This is a genomic window from Phycisphaerae bacterium, assembly GCA_019636475.1.
Taxonomy (GTDB): Bacteria; Planctomycetota; Phycisphaerae; order UBA1845; family UTPLA1; genus JADJRI01.
On the sequence record JAHBXN010000004.1, the window covers coordinates 184,685 to 201,200 of the forward strand.

The 16,516-nt window shown below is 57.6% G+C and carries 13 protein-coding genes; 5 read left to right on the plus strand and 8 right to left on the minus strand.

What is annotated here, in order from left to right; all coding sequences use genetic code 11:
* Positions 1–24 precede the first annotated feature (24 nt).
* The 6 genes from KF841_08250 to KF841_08275 form a co-directional block, all read right to left on the minus strand.
* Positions 25–2,565 (minus strand): hypothetical protein, encoded by a 2,541-nt coding sequence (locus tag KF841_08250; protein MBX3395345.1) that lies wholly within the window; start codon positions 2,563–2,565, stop codon positions 25–27.
* A gap of 307 nt (positions 2,566–2,872) precedes the next feature.
* Positions 2,873–4,072, minus strand: a complete 1,200-nt coding sequence (locus tag KF841_08255; protein MBX3395346.1) for an NADH-quinone oxidoreductase subunit D — start codon at positions 4,070–4,072, stop codon at positions 2,873–2,875.
* A 57-nt stretch (positions 4,073–4,129) separates the two neighbouring features.
* Entirely contained in the window at positions 4,130–4,693 is a 564-nt protein-coding gene (locus KF841_08260; protein ID MBX3395347.1) for an NADH-quinone oxidoreductase subunit C, read from the minus strand.
* Between the two features lie 29 nt (positions 4,694–4,722).
* On the minus strand, positions 4,723–5,262 hold the full coding sequence (gene nuoB / locus KF841_08265; GenBank protein MBX3395348.1) for an NADH-quinone oxidoreductase subunit NuoB: 540 nt from the start codon (positions 5,260–5,262) through the stop codon (positions 4,723–4,725).
* Positions 5,263–5,367: 105 nt separating this feature from the next.
* Positions 5,368–5,805: an NADH-quinone oxidoreductase subunit A gene (locus KF841_08270; GenBank protein ID MBX3395349.1), complete on the minus strand. Its 438-nt coding sequence runs from the start codon at positions 5,803–5,805 to the stop codon at positions 5,368–5,370.
* A gap of 108 nt (positions 5,806–5,913) precedes the next feature.
* Entirely contained in the window at positions 5,914–6,591 is a 678-nt protein-coding gene (locus KF841_08275) for an NADH-quinone oxidoreductase subunit I (GenBank protein ID MBX3395350.1), read from the minus strand.
* A gap of 261 nt (positions 6,592–6,852) precedes the next feature.
* Between KF841_08275 and KF841_08280 the strand changes: the two genes are divergently transcribed.
* The gene (locus tag KF841_08280) at positions 6,853–7,800 is read left to right on the plus strand and encodes a hypothetical protein (GenBank protein ID MBX3395351.1); all 948 of its coding nucleotides are present in this window, start codon (positions 6,853–6,855) and stop codon (positions 7,798–7,800) included.
* A 22-nt stretch (positions 7,801–7,822) separates the two neighbouring features.
* Here the strand turns inward: KF841_08280 and KF841_08285 are convergent, their stop codons facing one another.
* Positions 7,823–8,173 (minus strand): hypothetical protein, encoded by a 351-nt coding sequence (locus KF841_08285; GenBank protein ID MBX3395352.1) that lies wholly within the window; start codon positions 8,171–8,173, stop codon positions 7,823–7,825.
* Between the two features lie 96 nt (positions 8,174–8,269).
* Positions 8,270–9,040, minus strand: coding sequence for an isoprenylcysteine carboxylmethyltransferase family protein (locus tag KF841_08290; protein MBX3395353.1), 771 nt, complete (start codon positions 9,038–9,040; stop codon positions 8,270–8,272).
* Positions 9,041–9,539: 499 nt separating this feature from the next.
* Here KF841_08290 and KF841_08295 point away from each other — a divergent pair, with 499 nt between their 5' ends.
* From KF841_08295 to KF841_08310, 4 genes are all read left to right on the plus strand, one after another.
* Positions 9,540–10,247: a PEP-CTERM sorting domain-containing protein gene (locus tag KF841_08295; GenBank protein ID MBX3395354.1), complete on the plus strand. Its 708-nt coding sequence runs from the start codon at positions 9,540–9,542 to the stop codon at positions 10,245–10,247.
* A 100-nt stretch (positions 10,248–10,347) separates the two neighbouring features.
* Positions 10,348–11,067 carry a PEP-CTERM sorting domain-containing protein gene (locus KF841_08300; GenBank protein MBX3395355.1) on the plus strand — a complete coding sequence of 240 codons (720 nt, stop codon included), beginning with the start codon at positions 10,348–10,350 and terminating at the stop codon, positions 11,065–11,067.
* Between the two features lie 547 nt (positions 11,068–11,614).
* The gene (locus tag KF841_08305; protein MBX3395356.1) at positions 11,615–13,114 is read left to right on the plus strand and encodes a hypothetical protein; all 1,500 of its coding nucleotides are present in this window, start codon (positions 11,615–11,617) and stop codon (positions 13,112–13,114) included.
* A gap of 365 nt (positions 13,115–13,479) precedes the next feature.
* Entirely contained in the window at positions 13,480–16,497 is a 3,018-nt protein-coding gene (locus KF841_08310; protein MBX3395357.1) for a M4 family metallopeptidase, read from the plus strand.
* Positions 16,498–16,516: the final 19 nt, after the last annotated feature.

Sequence of the window (16,516 nt, forward strand, 5' to 3'; positions counted from 1 at the left end):
TAACATCCAAAGGCGACCTGATTCTTATCCTCCGAGATAAGCCGCGATGAACTCGTCGATGTCCCGGCCATCGGCGAGGTTGTTCTGATCCAAGTCCGATCGCTCCACAAAAATCGGCGTTGTCTCCTGTCCGACCAGGACCCCGGTGAACAGGACCACATCTTCGGCGTCTACATCGCCGTCGCCGTCTATGTCGCCCGGCCGAATGACGGGAGCGATAACCAGCGAGTCCAACACCATCAACTCAGGTGGACACCGGCCGTTTCCAGCCCAGAGTTCATATAGTTCCTGTCCCTTGCTGTTAGTGGTGTTTTCGTCCCGCAGGAACTCGACATACTCCCTGCTCGTGCTCTGATAGTACAGTCGAACCTCCACGCGCGCAGTCTGATCGGGAATTATGTAGATTGTGTCGTCCCAATGCTGGCCATCGACGTAGGCCGCCCCGACCGGCGCGCCCCCGAAATTCGCGAATTCGCCATTGGTGAAGCCTCGCGGCGGGATGCGATTGTCCTTGAAGATCCGGTTATTCAGGACGAAGTGAAATGATGGACCGGGTTCGACACCGACGATTCCAGCGGTTAGTTCGTCCAGTCCCGGCTTGGCTTCGTAGATTTTTGCCTCCTCGTCATGATAGAGAATTCCGGTGGCCGGATCGTACGCCGCTGATTCCTTCATCAGCACTTCGTCCGCATCGAAGAAGCGGACATTTATCCAGATTCGGCGGCCCTCGGGGTAGCCGGTGGGCAGTTTGTGCCCGGACTCGTTGGTGACTCTGACCGAGAGCGTGCTTCCGTCCTGAGCGAGTGTCAGCGTTGCGGCATTTTGCAGCATGTATCGACCGCGCGTGACGCCGGCCGCCACGGCCGCCGGGTTGACATCCTGGAATAGCGTCGGCATCAGGCTCAGCAGCCAGGTGCTGCCGCCGGTCATATCATGCAGGGGCAGGTCGTTGCGTATCGGCGCGGTGGGGTCGTTGCAGCCCTTGCCTGTGACGTCGCGCATGTGGCAGTCCTGACAGGTAGCGACGAACTCGCGGTTGCCGCCGAATTGTGGCGCGTATACGCCCGTTGGTGAGTTAAAGGCACTATGAAGCCATTCGCTGTATGTTCGCTCAATCGGCATGAGCCGATTGGACGCCGTACTTGTCGGTGGTGTATCAAATGCGTTCGGGACGTAGTTGCCGTTTGCGTCCTTTTCGAATGCCGGATTGCTGACATCGTGACAAGAGCCGCACAAGGCAGCCTCTCGGTGGAACGGCGAAACAACCACCTCATGAGGGCTAACGGCGTCGATAACCGGCCCGCGCCGGCGGCTTTCTTGCGGGTCGACCACAACCATGCCGTTTGCGAACTCCAGTGGTATATCCCGCAACGCCGCCAGTATGGCCGTGTCTTCCGGCGGGTTGGATGGATCGGCGACGGGATCCACCATGCGGTGGCATAAGTCGCAGGAGACGCCGAACTTGTCTGTCGGCAACACGGCCGAGCCGTTTGTCGGCACGGATCGTCCGTCGAGCCAGGCGCTCGACGTGTGGCAGCGCACGCACAAATCACCGCTATCCGGCGCATCCTGGTTTGCAATGGTCATGCACGCTTCGAAGAGTAGATCGCGCGATGCGTGCGCCATCATGCTGCCTTGCCAGTTGAAGAGCGGTTCAACGGCCGCATCATAGCCGCCGTGGCAAGCGGAGCAGTTCTCGGGATTATTGAGCGGCGCTGCATTGAATGGCTGAGTTCCCGGCAGATCAAAGTCGCGAAGTGTGGTCGGCACGATGCCACCGGGTGGAGACTGAATGACGAATGCCGAGTCGCTTTGATCCTCGCCGAGATTACTTGCATTGTCGGTTGCCTCGATTCGGATCCGACCGAGCGGCGTCGGGCGGTTTGGAATGAAGACTGTGGCCTGGCCTGCCGTCCCTGTTTGCGTCAGCTTCTGGGCAAGGATTCTGAATTTTCCGCCATCGTCCTCGGAAATCAGGATGTCGATACGGGCGATGCCGCTTGCGTCAACGGCTGTCCATTGCACATTGATTGCACTATTCGCCATGAGTGTTTCGCCACCATTCGGATAGAGAACGGTGACAGCCGGCGGAGTGGTGTCGGCGGCGGTGGCCGGGACGAGGTGATTCTGAATATCCGAAAGTGCCACATTGGAGACACTTCCGACATTGGCGGGAGTTAATCCGGCGAAGGTCGGCGTGTTTCCGTAGGCGACGGAGTCGGTGATCTCCGTCAGATTTGAGTAGCCGTCACCGTCGTTGTCCTCGTTCTGAATGAAGACCATCGCGCTGCGGCGACCGGCATCGGTGTTTGGATAGCTTCCAAGCACCTGGGCAAGGCGGTCGCCATATCCATTTCGTGTGCCTGCGCCGAGAAAGTTCAAGTGGCATTGTCCGCAGTGGGCCGGGCGACTCGGCACCGAGTCCAGTACCGTATTCACGGCATTCGGATACTGGGCGAAGAAAGATTGTCGGATGTTTGGTCGGGCATCGGCCGTTGATACCAGGGTGACGGTAGTGGAGAAGGCAACGAAGACGGCATGCACGGAGCGGCGAGTCATACACATGACGAAAACCTCCGCTCGGCATCAAGATTCGTGATTGGCGAAAATTCCGAACGGCTACAGCAAAGCCGAGCATCAATAATTGAAATTTCCAAGCACGTTGTCCGGGTGCCCCGGAAGAACTAAGCAACTTCGATGCCGGACTGTGGAGGCGGCGCATTTGGTGATTCGAAAACAGCCGATGATGCGGGTCGCGTCACGACTTGAGGCGGGAGATGCGGTCAAGAATTCGGGAGGGCGGTCTCATTTCCCCAACTGAAGTGGGAAATGCCGCAAGCCTGCGGAAAAAAGACGTGCGAGGTCAGGTCGATTAACGATCGACCTCACCCATTACGACATCGATGCTGCCGATGATGGCAGCCATGTCGCCGAGCAGGACGTTTCTTCCGACTTTTTCCGTGATGCAGAGATTGCAGAAGCTGGGGCCGCGGGCCTTTACGCGAGCGGGAATCGCGCCGCCGTCGCCTTTAACAAAAAAACCAAGCTGTCCGCGAGGATTCTCGATTTCGAAGTACACTTCATCATCGGGCAGTTTCAGAGTTTTGCCCTTCTTGTGGAGCGTTTCCTGGCCTTCGGTGCCGCGAAGCTTTTCGAGGGCCTGGCGGATGATCTTCACGGATTGCTCCATCTCGCACATGCGTACGAAGTAGCGGTCCCAGCAGTCGCCGACGGTGCCTTTGCGTCCATCGCCGACGGGAATATCAAAATCGAATTCTTCGTAGCCGGAATAGGGCTTGGCCTTGCGAAGGTCGAAATTGACTCCCGATCCACGCAGGACCGGACCTGACAGGCCGTACTCAATCGCGTCCGCTGCCGTGATGACGCCAACGTTTCCGGTTCGTTTGACGAAGATGTGATTGTATGAGAGCAGGTTGTTGTATTCGTCGATCTTCGGCTCGAAGTAATCGAGGAACTCCGTACAGACGTCGATGAAGTTTTCCGGCACGTCGTCCGTCACGCCGCCAATGGTGATGTAGCTGTAGGTCAGCCTGGCTCCGCAGGTATTCTCGAAAAGATCGAGGATGTACTCTCGCTCGCGGAAGCAGTAGAGGAATGGCGTGAACGCGCCGAGATCGAGGCCGTATGTGCCGATTGCGACGAGATGCGAAGCGATGCGGTTCAGTTCCGCGAAGATGACCCGGATATATCGGCTTCGTGCGGTGATCTCGGCTTCAAGCCCGGAGAGCTTTTCGACAGCCAACGCGAACGCCAGGTTGTTGTTCATACCCGCGAGGTAGTCCATTCGGTCCGTGTAGGGTACGTACTGGTAAGGTTGGACGGTCTCACCAATCTTCTCGGCGCAGCGATGGAGATAGCCGATATGCGGCACGGACTCGAGCACCATCTCGCCGTCGGTGCGAAGGACGACTCGGAGCACGCCGTGGGTCGCGGGATGCTGCGGCCCCATGTTGACGAGCATTTCCTCGGTGGGTAGGTCTTCCTGCTGAATGCGATCAACTGAAAGATCGAGGTTGATGTCCGGCTGGGCTTCGAGGGTGATGTCAGCCATGGTCTGTGCGTTCCTCAATTTGAATTTCGCTTACGAAGGGAAGCTCGGTCGAATCGGTCAATGAATGGGTCGCGTCTGTTCGTATTCAGTCACGGCGGGGATGCCATGATACTCCATCGGGAATTTGTAGTCCTTCTGAAGGGGGTGCCCGGCCCAGTCGTCGGGGCAGAGGATTCGGCGCGGGTGGGTGCCGTCCTCATCGGTCACGGAGTCGGGATGGCCGTCAAAGACGATTCCCATCAGGTCATAGGCCTCTCGCTCGTGCCAATCGGCCGCTCGCCATACATCGGCGACCGTGGGTATGCGCGGCGCGGATCGCGGCACTCTGATCTCGAACGCAATTTCGTTGGCCATGGTCCATGCCGCGCCGGGCCTGGCAGCGGATCGAACTGAAAGCAGGTCGTATATGGCTGCAAATTGTTCGTCCTCAAGCAAGTCAACGGCCGTAATGCAGCGAAGGAAATTGAGCTGGAGGCGCGAATCGCTCTTCAGAAATCGGGCGACTTCAGGCCAGGCATCCGGCCGAACTTCGATCCGAGGATGCGCGGTTTCGAATTTGAAACCGGCGATCTTCTCGCCGAACTGCTTTTTCAACAAATCCGCCAGTTCTTCTGGTGCCATAGTCTTGTCACATTCTGCGAAGATAAGGGTTAGTTTGTTGCGGTGGTCGCCGGTGAAAATGCAGCGTCCTTGACGGCCAGCCAGCGATCCCGGGCCAGCGACTGGTGCTTGATTTTGTCCTGCAGGCGCATCAGTCCTTCGATCAGCGCCTCAGGTCGAGGGGGACACCCGGGGACGTAGATGTCCACGGGTACGACGAGGTCCACGCCTTTGACGACATGGTAGCCGTTCTTGAAGTATGGACCGCCGCCGATCGTGCAGGCGCCCATCGCCATGACGTACTTCGGTTCGGGCATCTGGTTGTAGAGTCGCTTGACACGACTGGCCATCTTGTATGTCACGGTGCCGGCGACGATCATCAGATCGGCCTGACGTGGGCTGGCGCGAAAGGCGCCCGCACCGAAACGGTCCACGTCGAATCGGCTGGCGCCAATGGCCATCATCTCGATGGCGCAGCATGCCAGGCCGAAGGTCATCGGCCAGATGCTGCACGTTCGACCCCAGTTGATCGCCCAATCGAGCGATGTGATGATCATGCCTTCTTCAAAGCGATTCTCGATCCAGCTCATATCTCACCAATCCGCAAATTGCTTTCGTTCCGACAAGTCTTCGTCCGATGCGGCTCGCCCGTCTCAGCCGGCGCTTGGGTGCCGCGTGGAGCCGGGCCTCTTGTTTCAGGCCCACTGCCGCGCGGCTTTACCCATCCGATCGTCCGGCCGAGCTTCGACTGGCTGGCGTTGTCCTTCCGTGGCCCGGACCCAGTCAAGGTAGCCGAATCGCCACAGGTAGAGAAATCCGAGCACCAGCACCGCGAAGAAGAAGAGCATGTCCCACAGGCCGGCCACGCCCGCCGACTTATAGACGACCGCCCACGGGTAAAAGAGGGCGATTTCGATGTCGAAAATCAGAAACACCAGCGCGACCACATAAAATCGAAGATCGAACTGAACCCAGCTCGAACCGATGGTCGGCTCGCCGCACTCGTAGGCCGAATCCTTGTCGGGATGCGGCAGGGATGTCCTCAGAAACTTTCCGGCCAACAAAGCGACGAAGGCCATCAGAAAGCCGGCGAGGGCGAAGAGAAGAACTCCGAAAACGAGATCGTGACCCATTTTGCTTTATCCATGGACCGGTTTGTCAGTTTTCACAGTCAGTCAACCTGCACGACTTTGCGCTGGCTCGGATCCGGCGCAGATTTTTCCGCCTCGTCTGGCGGCGGTTCAGCTTCCCTTGGACGGCTGGAGCGCTTTAAGCATTTCTTCGCGAACGGGCCTGGCGCGTTCCTCCCAGCGCTGTTTCATGTCACCTGCCCAGGCCGGCATATTCGGCTTCTGCATCCAGTAGGGTTCCGGCGTTTGTTTCCCTTGCTTTGCTAATTCGGTAAATTCGACAATCATGTCTTCGCGGGTGTAGGCGCTCAGATCGTGATTCTCACCCATGTGGATGCAGTCCGTCGGACATGGATCCGTGCAAAGTGCGCAAAACATGCATTTGGAATAGTCGATCGCATATCGTTCCAACGCACCGCCAACGGCCACGCCGCTGGCCTTGTCGATTTTCCGAGGACCGCTTTTCTCTATGTAAATACAGTCGACAGGGCACGCTTTCGCGCATTGGTCGCATGCGATGCACTTTTCGGCTTCGAACCAATGGAAACCGCGAAAGCGCGATTTCACGACCGGCGCAACGTCCGGATACTGGACCGTCACCGTCTTCGCAAAGCAATACTTCAGGGTGATTTTCATCCCAATTGCGATGGTCCGGACGGTGTCGAAGATGTTGCGAAAATACTCTCGGGCTGTCGCCATAAGCAATTGCCTCTCGGGCACTTGGCAGAGCACCGACACCGCGCCCTGTGTGCACGCCAGAGGGCTTTCGTTTGCGGCGAGGTGATGCATTCCAATATATCCGGGAGTATAGCGGCCTGTGGAACATTGCACCACCCGCAGGGCCGTGAGCTTTGGAGCCGAAAGGTCGTCTAAAATGGGGGGCAGATCGATCGCACATGTCGAATCCGTTTGCGGAGGACCGACACGAAACCGTAGACTATGCGTTTGCGTTGGCGGCGGGAAGCGTCGCGGCGTTTGGCTGCGCCAAAGCGGCAATGTGTTTTGCGAGCGGGATTGCCCGCTGTTCGTGACGAAGTCAGGTGAAACAATATGCTGAATCGCTCGATTGTCGTTCTGATCGCGTCGGTGATTACGGCATGCGCTGCCGAGAAATCGGCGGCCGGAACGGTTGTCGAGGGGTTGGAGGTCGGACATCCGATTATTGCGCTGCACCTGCGACCGGCCGAGGGGGGGGATCCGCTCTCGGTCGATTCATTTCGTGAACGGAAACTCCTGATCGTTCATTTCGCGCCCTGGCACGCGCAGAGCGTAGAGACGCTGGAGACATGGATTTCCGCGACGAAGAAGCTGCGGGCGTCGAAGAAAATTGCGCTGGTGGCGATCATGCACGAACAGCGTGCGGAGCGCGCCGCGATCTTTGCTCGGTGGAAGAAGTACGGGATTCCGCTTTTGCACGATCCGTACAATTTTTCGAGCGTGGACAGCCTTCCGACAGTCGTTGCGGTCGATGAGATGGGTTTTGTTCGGCTGATCAATCCTGTTCCTGAGACGATTGAGCGGGAATTTGTGAAGAAGAAGTTCAAGGCTGGAAAATACGAGGCACGTGCGCCCGAATTGGAACCCCCAAACCATCGGGCGTTGAAGCGAATGGCCGCCGAAAGTCGGGATGAATCGATCGAACGACAATTGGGAGATGCGCTGGTCATCGCTGGCAGTTCGGTCGAACTGGATGAAGGGCTGCGCACCTATTCGCGAATCCTGCAAAAGAACCCGAAGGATTCGGTTGCGTTCTTCCGGCTGGGGGTCGGTCTTCTTGCGCGTTCGGAATCCGGGGAGGCTGAGGAGTCCGATCGCGATTCCGCCCTGGAAAGTCTTCGGAACGCCGCCAAACTCTCTCCGGGAAATATTGTTTTTCAGGCGCGGTTGGCTGAATACGATCGAAAATCCGCGAAGCCGATGTCCGGCGTGGATTTCGACGGCTGGCTGAAACGTGCCGGCGGCACAGAGGAAACCGGGCGGACTGATGAAACTCCCTGAAGCGCCGGGTCAGCGGCATCCATCAATACTCGCGGGGCTGAACGCTCTGGATTGAGAATATCCCGCGGACGCTGCCGGCTCTGAGCGATCGTCTCAGTAGATAGGCCGCGGTCGCAAGATTTCCGAGGAGAATCAGGAGAATCAACCAAGGCAGGGCCCGAATGAGGCTTCCTTCGATCAGGTAGATGGCCATGCCGGCGAATGCCAGTCCGATTCCCAAATCAAAAAGCGTCGTGATGCCCCACGGATCTCCCAGCATCCGCTCAAGCGCCGTCAGAACATTTTCACTTCTTCCGGCCCACAGGAACATCGCGAGGAAGGCCAGGATCACGGCACCGGCGCTTATCTGAAACAGCCATTTTCCGCGAGTCATGGGTCGTCTCCATTTCAAGTGAAGCGACCCAATGATAGCGCGACACTGGTTAGGCTGTCGTCGAATGTTCGGGCCCGGGGGAAGTCCCGCGCCACGTCAGGCTGTTTCGGCACGGGGCTCGCCGACCTCCACTGGTTTCCGGAAAGGCTGCGGAATGAGCATTGGTGTCTGTGCTCGATATCGCCGATAGTCGTCGCCGATTTGCGTCAACAGATCTCTTTCTTCGATTCGGGTACCGAGGAGGATGTAGGCCGTGAAGATGGAGGCAAACATGAGATGCCCCAGAGTCATCGTCGGGATGGCCCAGAAAGCGATCAAGAATCCGAGCATCAGCGGGTGTCGGACGTACCGGTAGAGCGACTTCTTTGAAAAAGGCACCGGTCTATATTCGACGCCACGAAAATACATGAACACCTGCCGAAGCCCGAACAAGTCAAAGTGATTGATGAGAAACGACGAGTATAGCGCGGTGCCCCATCCGGAGAAGGAAATGCTCAGCAGGAGAACCCGGCCCCAGCCCGAATCGACGGCCCAGATGACGGTGGGCATGGTTCGCCACTGCCACATCATCATCGCGAGGATTGCGGATGCGATCAGGACGAAGGTACTTCGCTCCGCGGCTGGCGGAATGACTCGTGTCCACCACGACTTGAATCGTGGCCTTGCCATGACCGCATGTTGTAAGCCGAAGAGCAGCGGCCATATTGCATTAAGGAGGATGAAAAGTCCCGATTCCGCAATCGGCCCGTTGTCAATTGTCTTTGGAAGGCCGATGTCGGTCACGAATCCAATCAATGCGAGGAAAGTCAATAGAAATGCCGTGTAGCAAACGATTCCGTAGGTAAGTACCGCACTTCGCTTCGCCATTTTTTAAGATCCTCCTGTCGCGTCGACCCCGTCGGTTGCGACCAACCGCGGTCCCATTCAAATCCGAGGGTTATGCGACATCGCGATCGGCGAATCACGCGCGAATCAGGTGGGAATCGCGTCGTCAGCGTTATTAATAACAGGTAAAGACACTGATTTTCGCGGCTCGTGATTCCCCTTGGGATAGCCGCAGTGGGCTGTGCATGGAATCGTCGGTGCGATATAGTGCGTTAAGTACTTTTCATTTATGCGTTTACAGCGACTCAAGAGCGTCCATTGAAGTTTCTGTGCCTGTGAATTCCTGGCGGACAGTCTGGGGCCAAGGACCGAAAAAAATGTTGCCGCAACTCCGAAAAAGATTGACACGAAGGGGCCGGGTTCGATAATTTACCTAGTAGGTGGAAGAAGCCCCGGAGTGTGCTCGGAGAGGGAGTGCATCTGCGGGGGGTCGGAAGTCATGCGGGTCCTATCGTGGCTCGCAGAGGAGAAGGAAGCTTCAATGTTCAAGCGGAAAGCAATTCTCGCGATTGTTGCATTTGCTGCGGTCGTTGCGTCCAGTTCGTCTGTGTTCGCTTCGGCATGGCCGGTGAATGCGTCCGGGACCAACACGGCGTTCGGCTGGACCTCGGGTGAGCATCTGGATTTCGTTCCCGACTCGACTGCATTTGGATCGCCGGCGGTTGATGAACTTGGATTTTTCTTCCGCAATGACTATGGCGACATGTACTTCCGTGCTGAGCAGGGTGGCCCGAATACGGTGCACGGCTCGGTCGATTTTGAATTCGATATCGCTGGATCGAATCCGGGAGGAGCCGGTCCGATTTCGCAGATCATTTTCCGAGAGCGTGGAACATGGGGCGGGAACCTGGCGGACATCCAGATTCAGTATGACTTCAGCATGTTTTCAGCGAGCCAGCTGCTGTTGATTGCACCCGAATCGATTTTCGCGGATTTCAATATGGACGGGACATGGGAAGCGGAATACATCCTCACTCCCGCAGGTGCGACGGCGTTGAATCAGTTCTTCGCGCCGATCTTCGGCTTTGAGAACGCCCAGATTCAGATTACGAATATCCTGCATGTTAGCGGTTCGAACCCGGACACGTTTGTTCAGAAGACGTATTCGTCGGTGATTTTCCCCGAGCCTGGTACGATTGGACTTCTGGCGGTCCTGGGCGGTGTCGCACTGATTCGCCGCCGGCGCTAATTTCGCTCGAATACGATAAGGAAATTGACGGCCAGTGGCTGTCTCGGACTTATAAAGCAAGGCCTGAGGTTCATCAGGCAAAAGTTGAGGAGAGGAAAAGATGACATCGTTTGCAAAGAGGACCGTTGGGGCTGTGGCCGCGATTGTGGGCTTGGCCGTTAGCACGCCTGCTGCACTGGCAGCAGTTCCGTGGACGACTAACGCGGCTGGCGCTGCGCCTTCGGGCAAGTTCACCTGGTCGGGTGGCGAGAGCGATCTGAACATCTTCAAGAACCCGTCGGTCGTTTCCAACGCGGGCGTCGACACGTTCGTGTTCGGTGGCTTGGGCGGCTTCGGGGTGAGTGCGTCGAACGGCGGTTCGAGCTCGCTTGCGGAAGAGGCTCGGTGGAACATCACCATGATGCCGGGATTCCAGATCACTCGCATGGAGATCCGGGTTTTCGGATCGTACGGTGTCCAGGGTGATGGTTCTTACGTCTCTCTTGGCGGAGGCGTTGGACTTGAGGAGCTCGGTGGCTTGAACCGCTCATGGAACGAGCCGTTGGTCATCGCCAGTCCGAACGCTTCGCCGATTACCACCGGCCAAGGTTCCTACTCGGCGATTTCCACGCTGGATATCACCTGGGAGTTTCCTGCTCCGTTCAGCAGTCTTCGCGTTAGCTTCGGGAGCATTCTTGAAGCCGTCGCGGGAGCGTTCGGAACGGCTTCCATCAATCACCAGCTTCAGACTCACCGAATTGAAGTTGGATTCGTGCCCGAGCCGGCGACTCTTTCGCTGTTGGCGTTTGGTGCCTTGGCGCTTGTTCGGCGCCGACGCTAAATGACCTGACATTCGAATGAAGGCGTCGGGCGACTATTAGCGCCCAATTGGGTACAATTCGAATGGTTTAATGAAATTTTTGAGACCGGTGTCCACCGATTGTGTGAGGCACCGGTTTCTCTTTGTATGGACCGTCGCCCGCAAAGGGCTGAACGGGCATTCCCTACGAAACTTCAGAGGCTGGTGGCAGGCTGAGCTTCATGTGAGTTCCGCGGGCGGTTTCTGACTGTTTATGCCGGTCGGCAGTTCTTGCCGAAGCATAAACAGTGTACTTCGGCACAGTGTCCGAGCGGCGGTGCCCGATCTCTGCGGCGACTTGGTAACTTGCACCAAGATTGTCAGTCCGAAGACCTATTCGGACGAGACGAGAGGGATGGCTGTCCCAGATTGCACCTCTAATCGCGGTCAATCGGACGGCGGGGTTTGGAATAGGTTCGCGATGGGCGCCCGCTGGTTTGTACTAATTGTTGCTTTGTCCGCTGCGCTTTTTCCGCGCGCGGCTTTCGGCATGGGCGAAGACGTGCCAAGCGATCAGCGGACGGCATCCATGCCTGACAGCTGGCTCGTTTTATATAACCTGAACGACGCGGAAAGTATTTCGTGGGCCGCCTGGTATCAGGAGCAGCGTCACATTCCTGATGAAAACATGATCGGGCTTCTTGCTTCGACGGACGAGCATCTCGAGTCCATGGAAGAAGTACAGGAGCAGATTGTCGGGCCGGTGCGCGATCTGCTCGATGCGGACGCCGATCTCCGCAGCCGGATCATGGGGATACTGCTCGGGTTTCGACTGCCGGGTTCGTACGCGACGCCGCCGCAGGGTGGCCCGGGGGGATTCTCAGTCGCCGACGCGCTGCAAGACATGTACGACGACCTACTTTCTCCTGCCGCACAGCAGGGGTACAACCTCATGTGCCCGCAATTCGCTGGTGCCGCGCTGCCGCCCAACGGCCGACTTACGAAGGCTCAGATGCCGCCGACAATTTTCATGGTCGCTCGAATCGATGCGCCGACGCTTGCGTTGGCCAAGGCCATGACACTTCGCGCGAAAGCGATCGAGGCTCCGGACCATTATATTCATGGAGAGTATGGCTGGTTCGATTACCGCGATTCGCAATTCGCCAGTTCTGGAGGAATCTGGCCCTGGCTGCGCGACGCGGTGATTTCGCCCCAATTGGCGTCGGTTCCGTGGCGTGAGTTTGATTCCGATGTCGAGGGGACATTCTTTGATGCCTTTCGAATCGACACGCACGACGTGGATGACTGGAACGATGGGCGGCTGATGTCGAAAATTCCTGGCTCACGCATCTTCGCCTACAACTTCAATAGCTGGGGAGCGACCACTGTTCGCAGCACCAGCGCGGACGGGGCTCGGTTCGTTCCGAATGCGATCGCCGGCGGCTATGCATCCGCACTCGGCTCCACCGGGGAGCCGCAGTTCCTGGCGCCGTTTCCGAAGATCTTTGTCGCTTGCATGCAAGAGGGTTGGACGGCCGGTGAATCGTTCTTTCTCGCGAATCCGCTGAATGACTGGATGTGGACTTTTTTCGGTGATCCCTTTTTGCATGTACCGAACTGGTTCGATGTCGTACCGCCGAATTCGCGCGGCAACGGCGACATCAATAACGACGGCATGGTGGATGGCGTCGATCTCGCGTTGCTCTCTCCGCTGTTGCTGGGCCTCGTAAATGATCCAATGATGATTGCGGCCGCGGACATGAGCGGGGACGGAATCATAGATGACGACGACGCCTTCCTCATGCTCGGACCGCTTGTATTTGGCACTGACTCGCCTGATCCGCTCCGTGGAACATGCGACCTCAATCAGGACCATCGAGTGGATGCCCGGGACATCGCCAAATTCATGGAGATGATCCTCGATAACGGCGCATCACAGTGGCCGCTGCGAATTTGCTGGGCTGCGGATGCCAATCGTGATGGGCATGTCAATCTCGCCGACATTCCCAGCTTCACTGAGCAACTGTTGTCGCAATCTGGTGGGTTGATGCAGCCGCCCACGCCGGATGACGGCTCGCCAGAGCCTTGAGTGTGCAGGTACACATCGACGTCTTCTCCCTCAGTATCCTACATCGCATATCCTTATATGGAGTGGTTTTGCCGGAGAAGTTCCGTTCACTTCATCGCTAAAATTCGCCGAAAACCGGCAGTGAATTGTATTTCGGCATGGTATTCGATAGTCTGGATTTACCGGTGGATGGAGATTGGAGTTCGCGCGACATGAACAGTCATGCCCCAGTTTCAATTGCGCGCTCATTTCGATCTCGCCGCCGACTTTCCGACAGGGTGATTTTGATTTTTGCAATCGCGATCGGGTCGTCTGGGGGACTTGGCGCGGCGCGGTCGTCTGAAAGCGAAATCGGCGTCGCAAACTCAGAGATTGACGGGAGCGCGGTGGCAATTGTCGACGCGGTGCCGGGGCCGCCGTCGTCCGTTCAAGTGAGAGTTATTCGCTCGACACAGGCCGGTCGGGTGACCTGGGTCATCGCCGAAGGCGGTGGTGCGTCTGCGCCGAGTTTTGAAGACTCGGCTGCGATTTTCGGCGTACAGTCACTCGAAGATGACCTGCAATTCGTGGACGAGGCGATTGACGCGCAGGGCCGGTTACGACGTCGTTTTCAGCAGGTGCACTGCGGGGTTCCGGTTTTTTCCGGCATCCTGCTCGCACATTTCCGAGAAGGCGGGGAGTTGACCGCGGTCAACGGTAGATACTATGCCGTGCCGTCAGAATTTTCGACGGTTCCGCCCATCTCGCCGGATGCAGCCGTCGATTCGGCGCGACGTTCGATTGAGAGCATGGATGCGACGGCGCATTCCGTTGAATTGATGATTGTGGATCCCGGATGGTATGGCGACCCGCCCGCCGGCGTGAGGTTGGCCTATCATGTGGTTCTTCTCGCCTCGAACCCGCATCGTGAAGAGGCGTTTTTTGTCGATGCGAACAAGGGCGTTATACTCGACCAGTGGTCTGTGCTTTGCGACGCGCTCGATCGGCGCGTGCATACTGCCTTCGGGCTGACGGAGCTTCCCGGGACGCTGATCCGCGCGGAAGGCGACCCGGTCTATGGTGATGGTGAAATCGATCGGACGTATGACTACCTTGGCGATGCGTACAACTACTTTCTGCTGGGTTTCGGTCGCGACAGTTACGACGATCAGGGATCGCCGCTGGTGGCCACGACATATTATGATGCTGTCAATTGCCCGATCTATCCGAACGCGTCGTGGAGCTTCGTATTTCGGTGGATGTATTACTGTCCCGGATTGACGGTCGATGACATCGTCGCCCACGAGTACATGCACGGGGTCACGCAGTACACGGCGAACCTGATTTATCAGAACCAGTCGGGACAACTTAATGAGAGTTTCTCGGATATCTTCGGAGAACTCGTCGACTTGTTCAACAGCGGGTCGGCTTTTGCGGGACAGTCCGATGGCACTGCGTGGGTTGAACACGAGTCGGGCCCCGGCAATGACTGGCCGAACAATCTTCGCGGCACGATGTGCAGCTACCGAAACGAAGCCTGGCCGGACGGGGTGCGATGGCTGATCGGAGAGGATGCGGCCCCGTTCCCGATCGGCCTTCGGGATATGTGGCGGCCTACCTGCTACAGTCATCCGGACAAATCGACATCGCCATTGCAAGGCTGCTCGCTGAATGACAATGGCGGGGTTCATAGCGGCAGCGGCATTCTGAATCATTGCTTCGCGATCGTTTGCGACGGCAAGACATTCAATGGTCAGACGGTTTCGGGCATCGGGCCGATCAAGGCCGGGGCGATCTGGTATCGAGCGTTGAGTACGTATCTCACGGTGGCGTCTGATTTCGAGGATGCCTACCACGCAATCAACCAGGCCGCATTGGACCTTGTCGGGACTTTCCCGCTCGATCCGCGCACGGGCTTGCCTTCGAATCAGGAGATTACGGCGGCCGATGCGGCCGAAGTGAACAAGGCGCTGCTCGCGGTGGAGTTGAACGTGCCGGGGGCGTGCGGCGAGACGGTTCCATTGCTCGATTCGTCGCCGGCGCCCCAGTGCGCGGAGCCAATAGTCATCTTCGCTGACGATTTTGAATCCGGGGCGACGGGATGGACGGTTTCGAATACCGGCCCCAATACCGTATATGACTGGGTTCTCCGTTCGTCGCTTCCATTCAATCGACCCGGGACGGCCTGGTTTTGTGACGACCCCAATCTGACGAACTGCGGGCCGGATGTCGCGGAGGCGGCGATCCATTCATTGATCAGCCCGGCGACTGTCGTGCCGCAGGGTGTCGAGACACTAACACTAACGTTCGATCATTTCATGGAGTCGGAGCCTCGCTTTGACGGCGGGACGGTCGCAATTCAGGTGAATGGCGGAGACTGGGTCTATCTTCCCACCGTGGCGTATCACTACAATCGCCACAACACCAGTCTGTTTCAAGTCGTCCAGGACAATACCAATCCGCTTGCCGGCAGACCCGCATTCAGCGGCTATGGCGGATCGTGGGGTACGACGGTCGTGGACATCGGCGCATTTGCATCGGCCGGAGACACGATTCGCGTGAGGTTCGATTTTGCGAAGGATGACTGCTTCGGGCTGACGGGATGGTTTGTGGATGATGTTCGAATCTTTGCCTGCGGTAGCAGCGGCGACTGCGACGGCAACGGCCTGCCGGATGAGATGGACGCGGAACTCGCGCTGGATGCAGCGTATTTCCTGCGTCAGATTCCGAACCGGTCCACGAGCTTCATCAGCGATGCGGATCCTCATCCTTCCGCCGGCATGAACAAACGAGCTGAGGATTTTGAACTGCTTCGTCCAGCAAGGCTTGAAGGTCTGCGATTCTGGGGCGGATACACGCCGAATGCTCCCGCGCCGGATTCGTTCACGATTCGCATTTATACATGGAATGGTGGAATCCCCGGAACGTTTATCACGGAACGAACCGCCATTGTTCCGAGCCGGGTTGCGACGGGTAGGACCTTCGGCAGCGCATCGTTTCCGACAACCGAGTATGTGTACCAGGCGACGCTTTCGACGCCGGTCGATTTGACTGCCGGGCGGTATTTTGTGGAGTTGTTCAACGACACCAGCGGGCATCCGTCGACATGGTTGTGGGAACGGGCGCTCTTTGGCTGGCTCCCCGGCTCGGGTCAGTTGGGACAGATCTGTCAGACTTATTGCCACGACCCGCTCTATAACTTCGCGATCGATCTGCTGGGCCGCTACGATGGCACCATCCGTGGTGATCTGAATTCGGACAGCCTGGTGAATCTCGGCGACATCGCCGAATTCGTCGCGGTCCTGCTGAATGATTCCGCATCCGGAGCCCATCACTGTGCCGCGGACATCAATCGCGACGGCCGAGCGGATGGCGAGGATGTCGTGGATTTTGTCGGCTGCATTCTCTCCGCCGGCTGCCCCTGAGGATTCCATCGCGGCTGAG

Bases quoted from the DNA above. Each gene is read 5' to 3' on its own strand.
- KF841_08270 (MBX3395349.1), bottom strand. From the start codon at position 5,805: ATGGGTCACGATCTCGTTTTCGGAGTTCTTCTCTTCGCCCTCGCCGGC.
- KF841_08260 (MBX3395347.1), bottom strand. From the start codon at position 4,693: ATGGCACCAGAAGAACTGGCGGATTTGTTGAAAAAGCAGTTCGGCGAG.
- KF841_08295 (MBX3395354.1), top strand. From the start codon at position 9,540: ATGTTCAAGCGGAAAGCAATTCTCGCGATTGTTGCATTTGCTGCGGTC.
- KF841_08280 (MBX3395351.1), top strand. From the start codon at position 6,853: ATGCTGAATCGCTCGATTGTCGTTCTGATCGCGTCGGTGATTACGGCA.
- KF841_08300 (MBX3395355.1), top strand. From the start codon at position 10,348: ATGACATCGTTTGCAAAGAGGACCGTTGGGGCTGTGGCCGCGATTGTG.
- KF841_08250 (MBX3395345.1), bottom strand. From the start codon at position 2,565: ATGTGTATGACTCGCCGCTCCGTGCATGCCGTCTTCGTTGCCTTCTCC.
- KF841_08255 (MBX3395346.1), bottom strand. From the start codon at position 4,072: ATGGCTGACATCACCCTCGAAGCCCAGCCGGACATCAACCTCGATCTT.
- nuoB (MBX3395348.1), bottom strand. From the start codon at position 5,262: ATGAGCTGGATCGAGAATCGCTTTGAAGAAGGCATGATCATCACATCG.
- KF841_08285 (MBX3395352.1), bottom strand. From the start codon at position 8,173: ATGACTCGCGGAAAATGGCTGTTTCAGATAAGCGCCGGTGCCGTGATC.
- KF841_08275 (MBX3395350.1), bottom strand. From the start codon at position 6,591: ATGCATCACCTCGCCGCAAACGAAAGCCCTCTGGCGTGCACACAGGGC.
- KF841_08305 (MBX3395356.1), top strand. From the start codon at position 11,615: ATGCCTGACAGCTGGCTCGTTTTATATAACCTGAACGACGCGGAAAGT.
- KF841_08290 (MBX3395353.1), bottom strand. From the start codon at position 9,040: ATGGCGAAGCGAAGTGCGGTACTTACCTACGGAATCGTTTGCTACACG.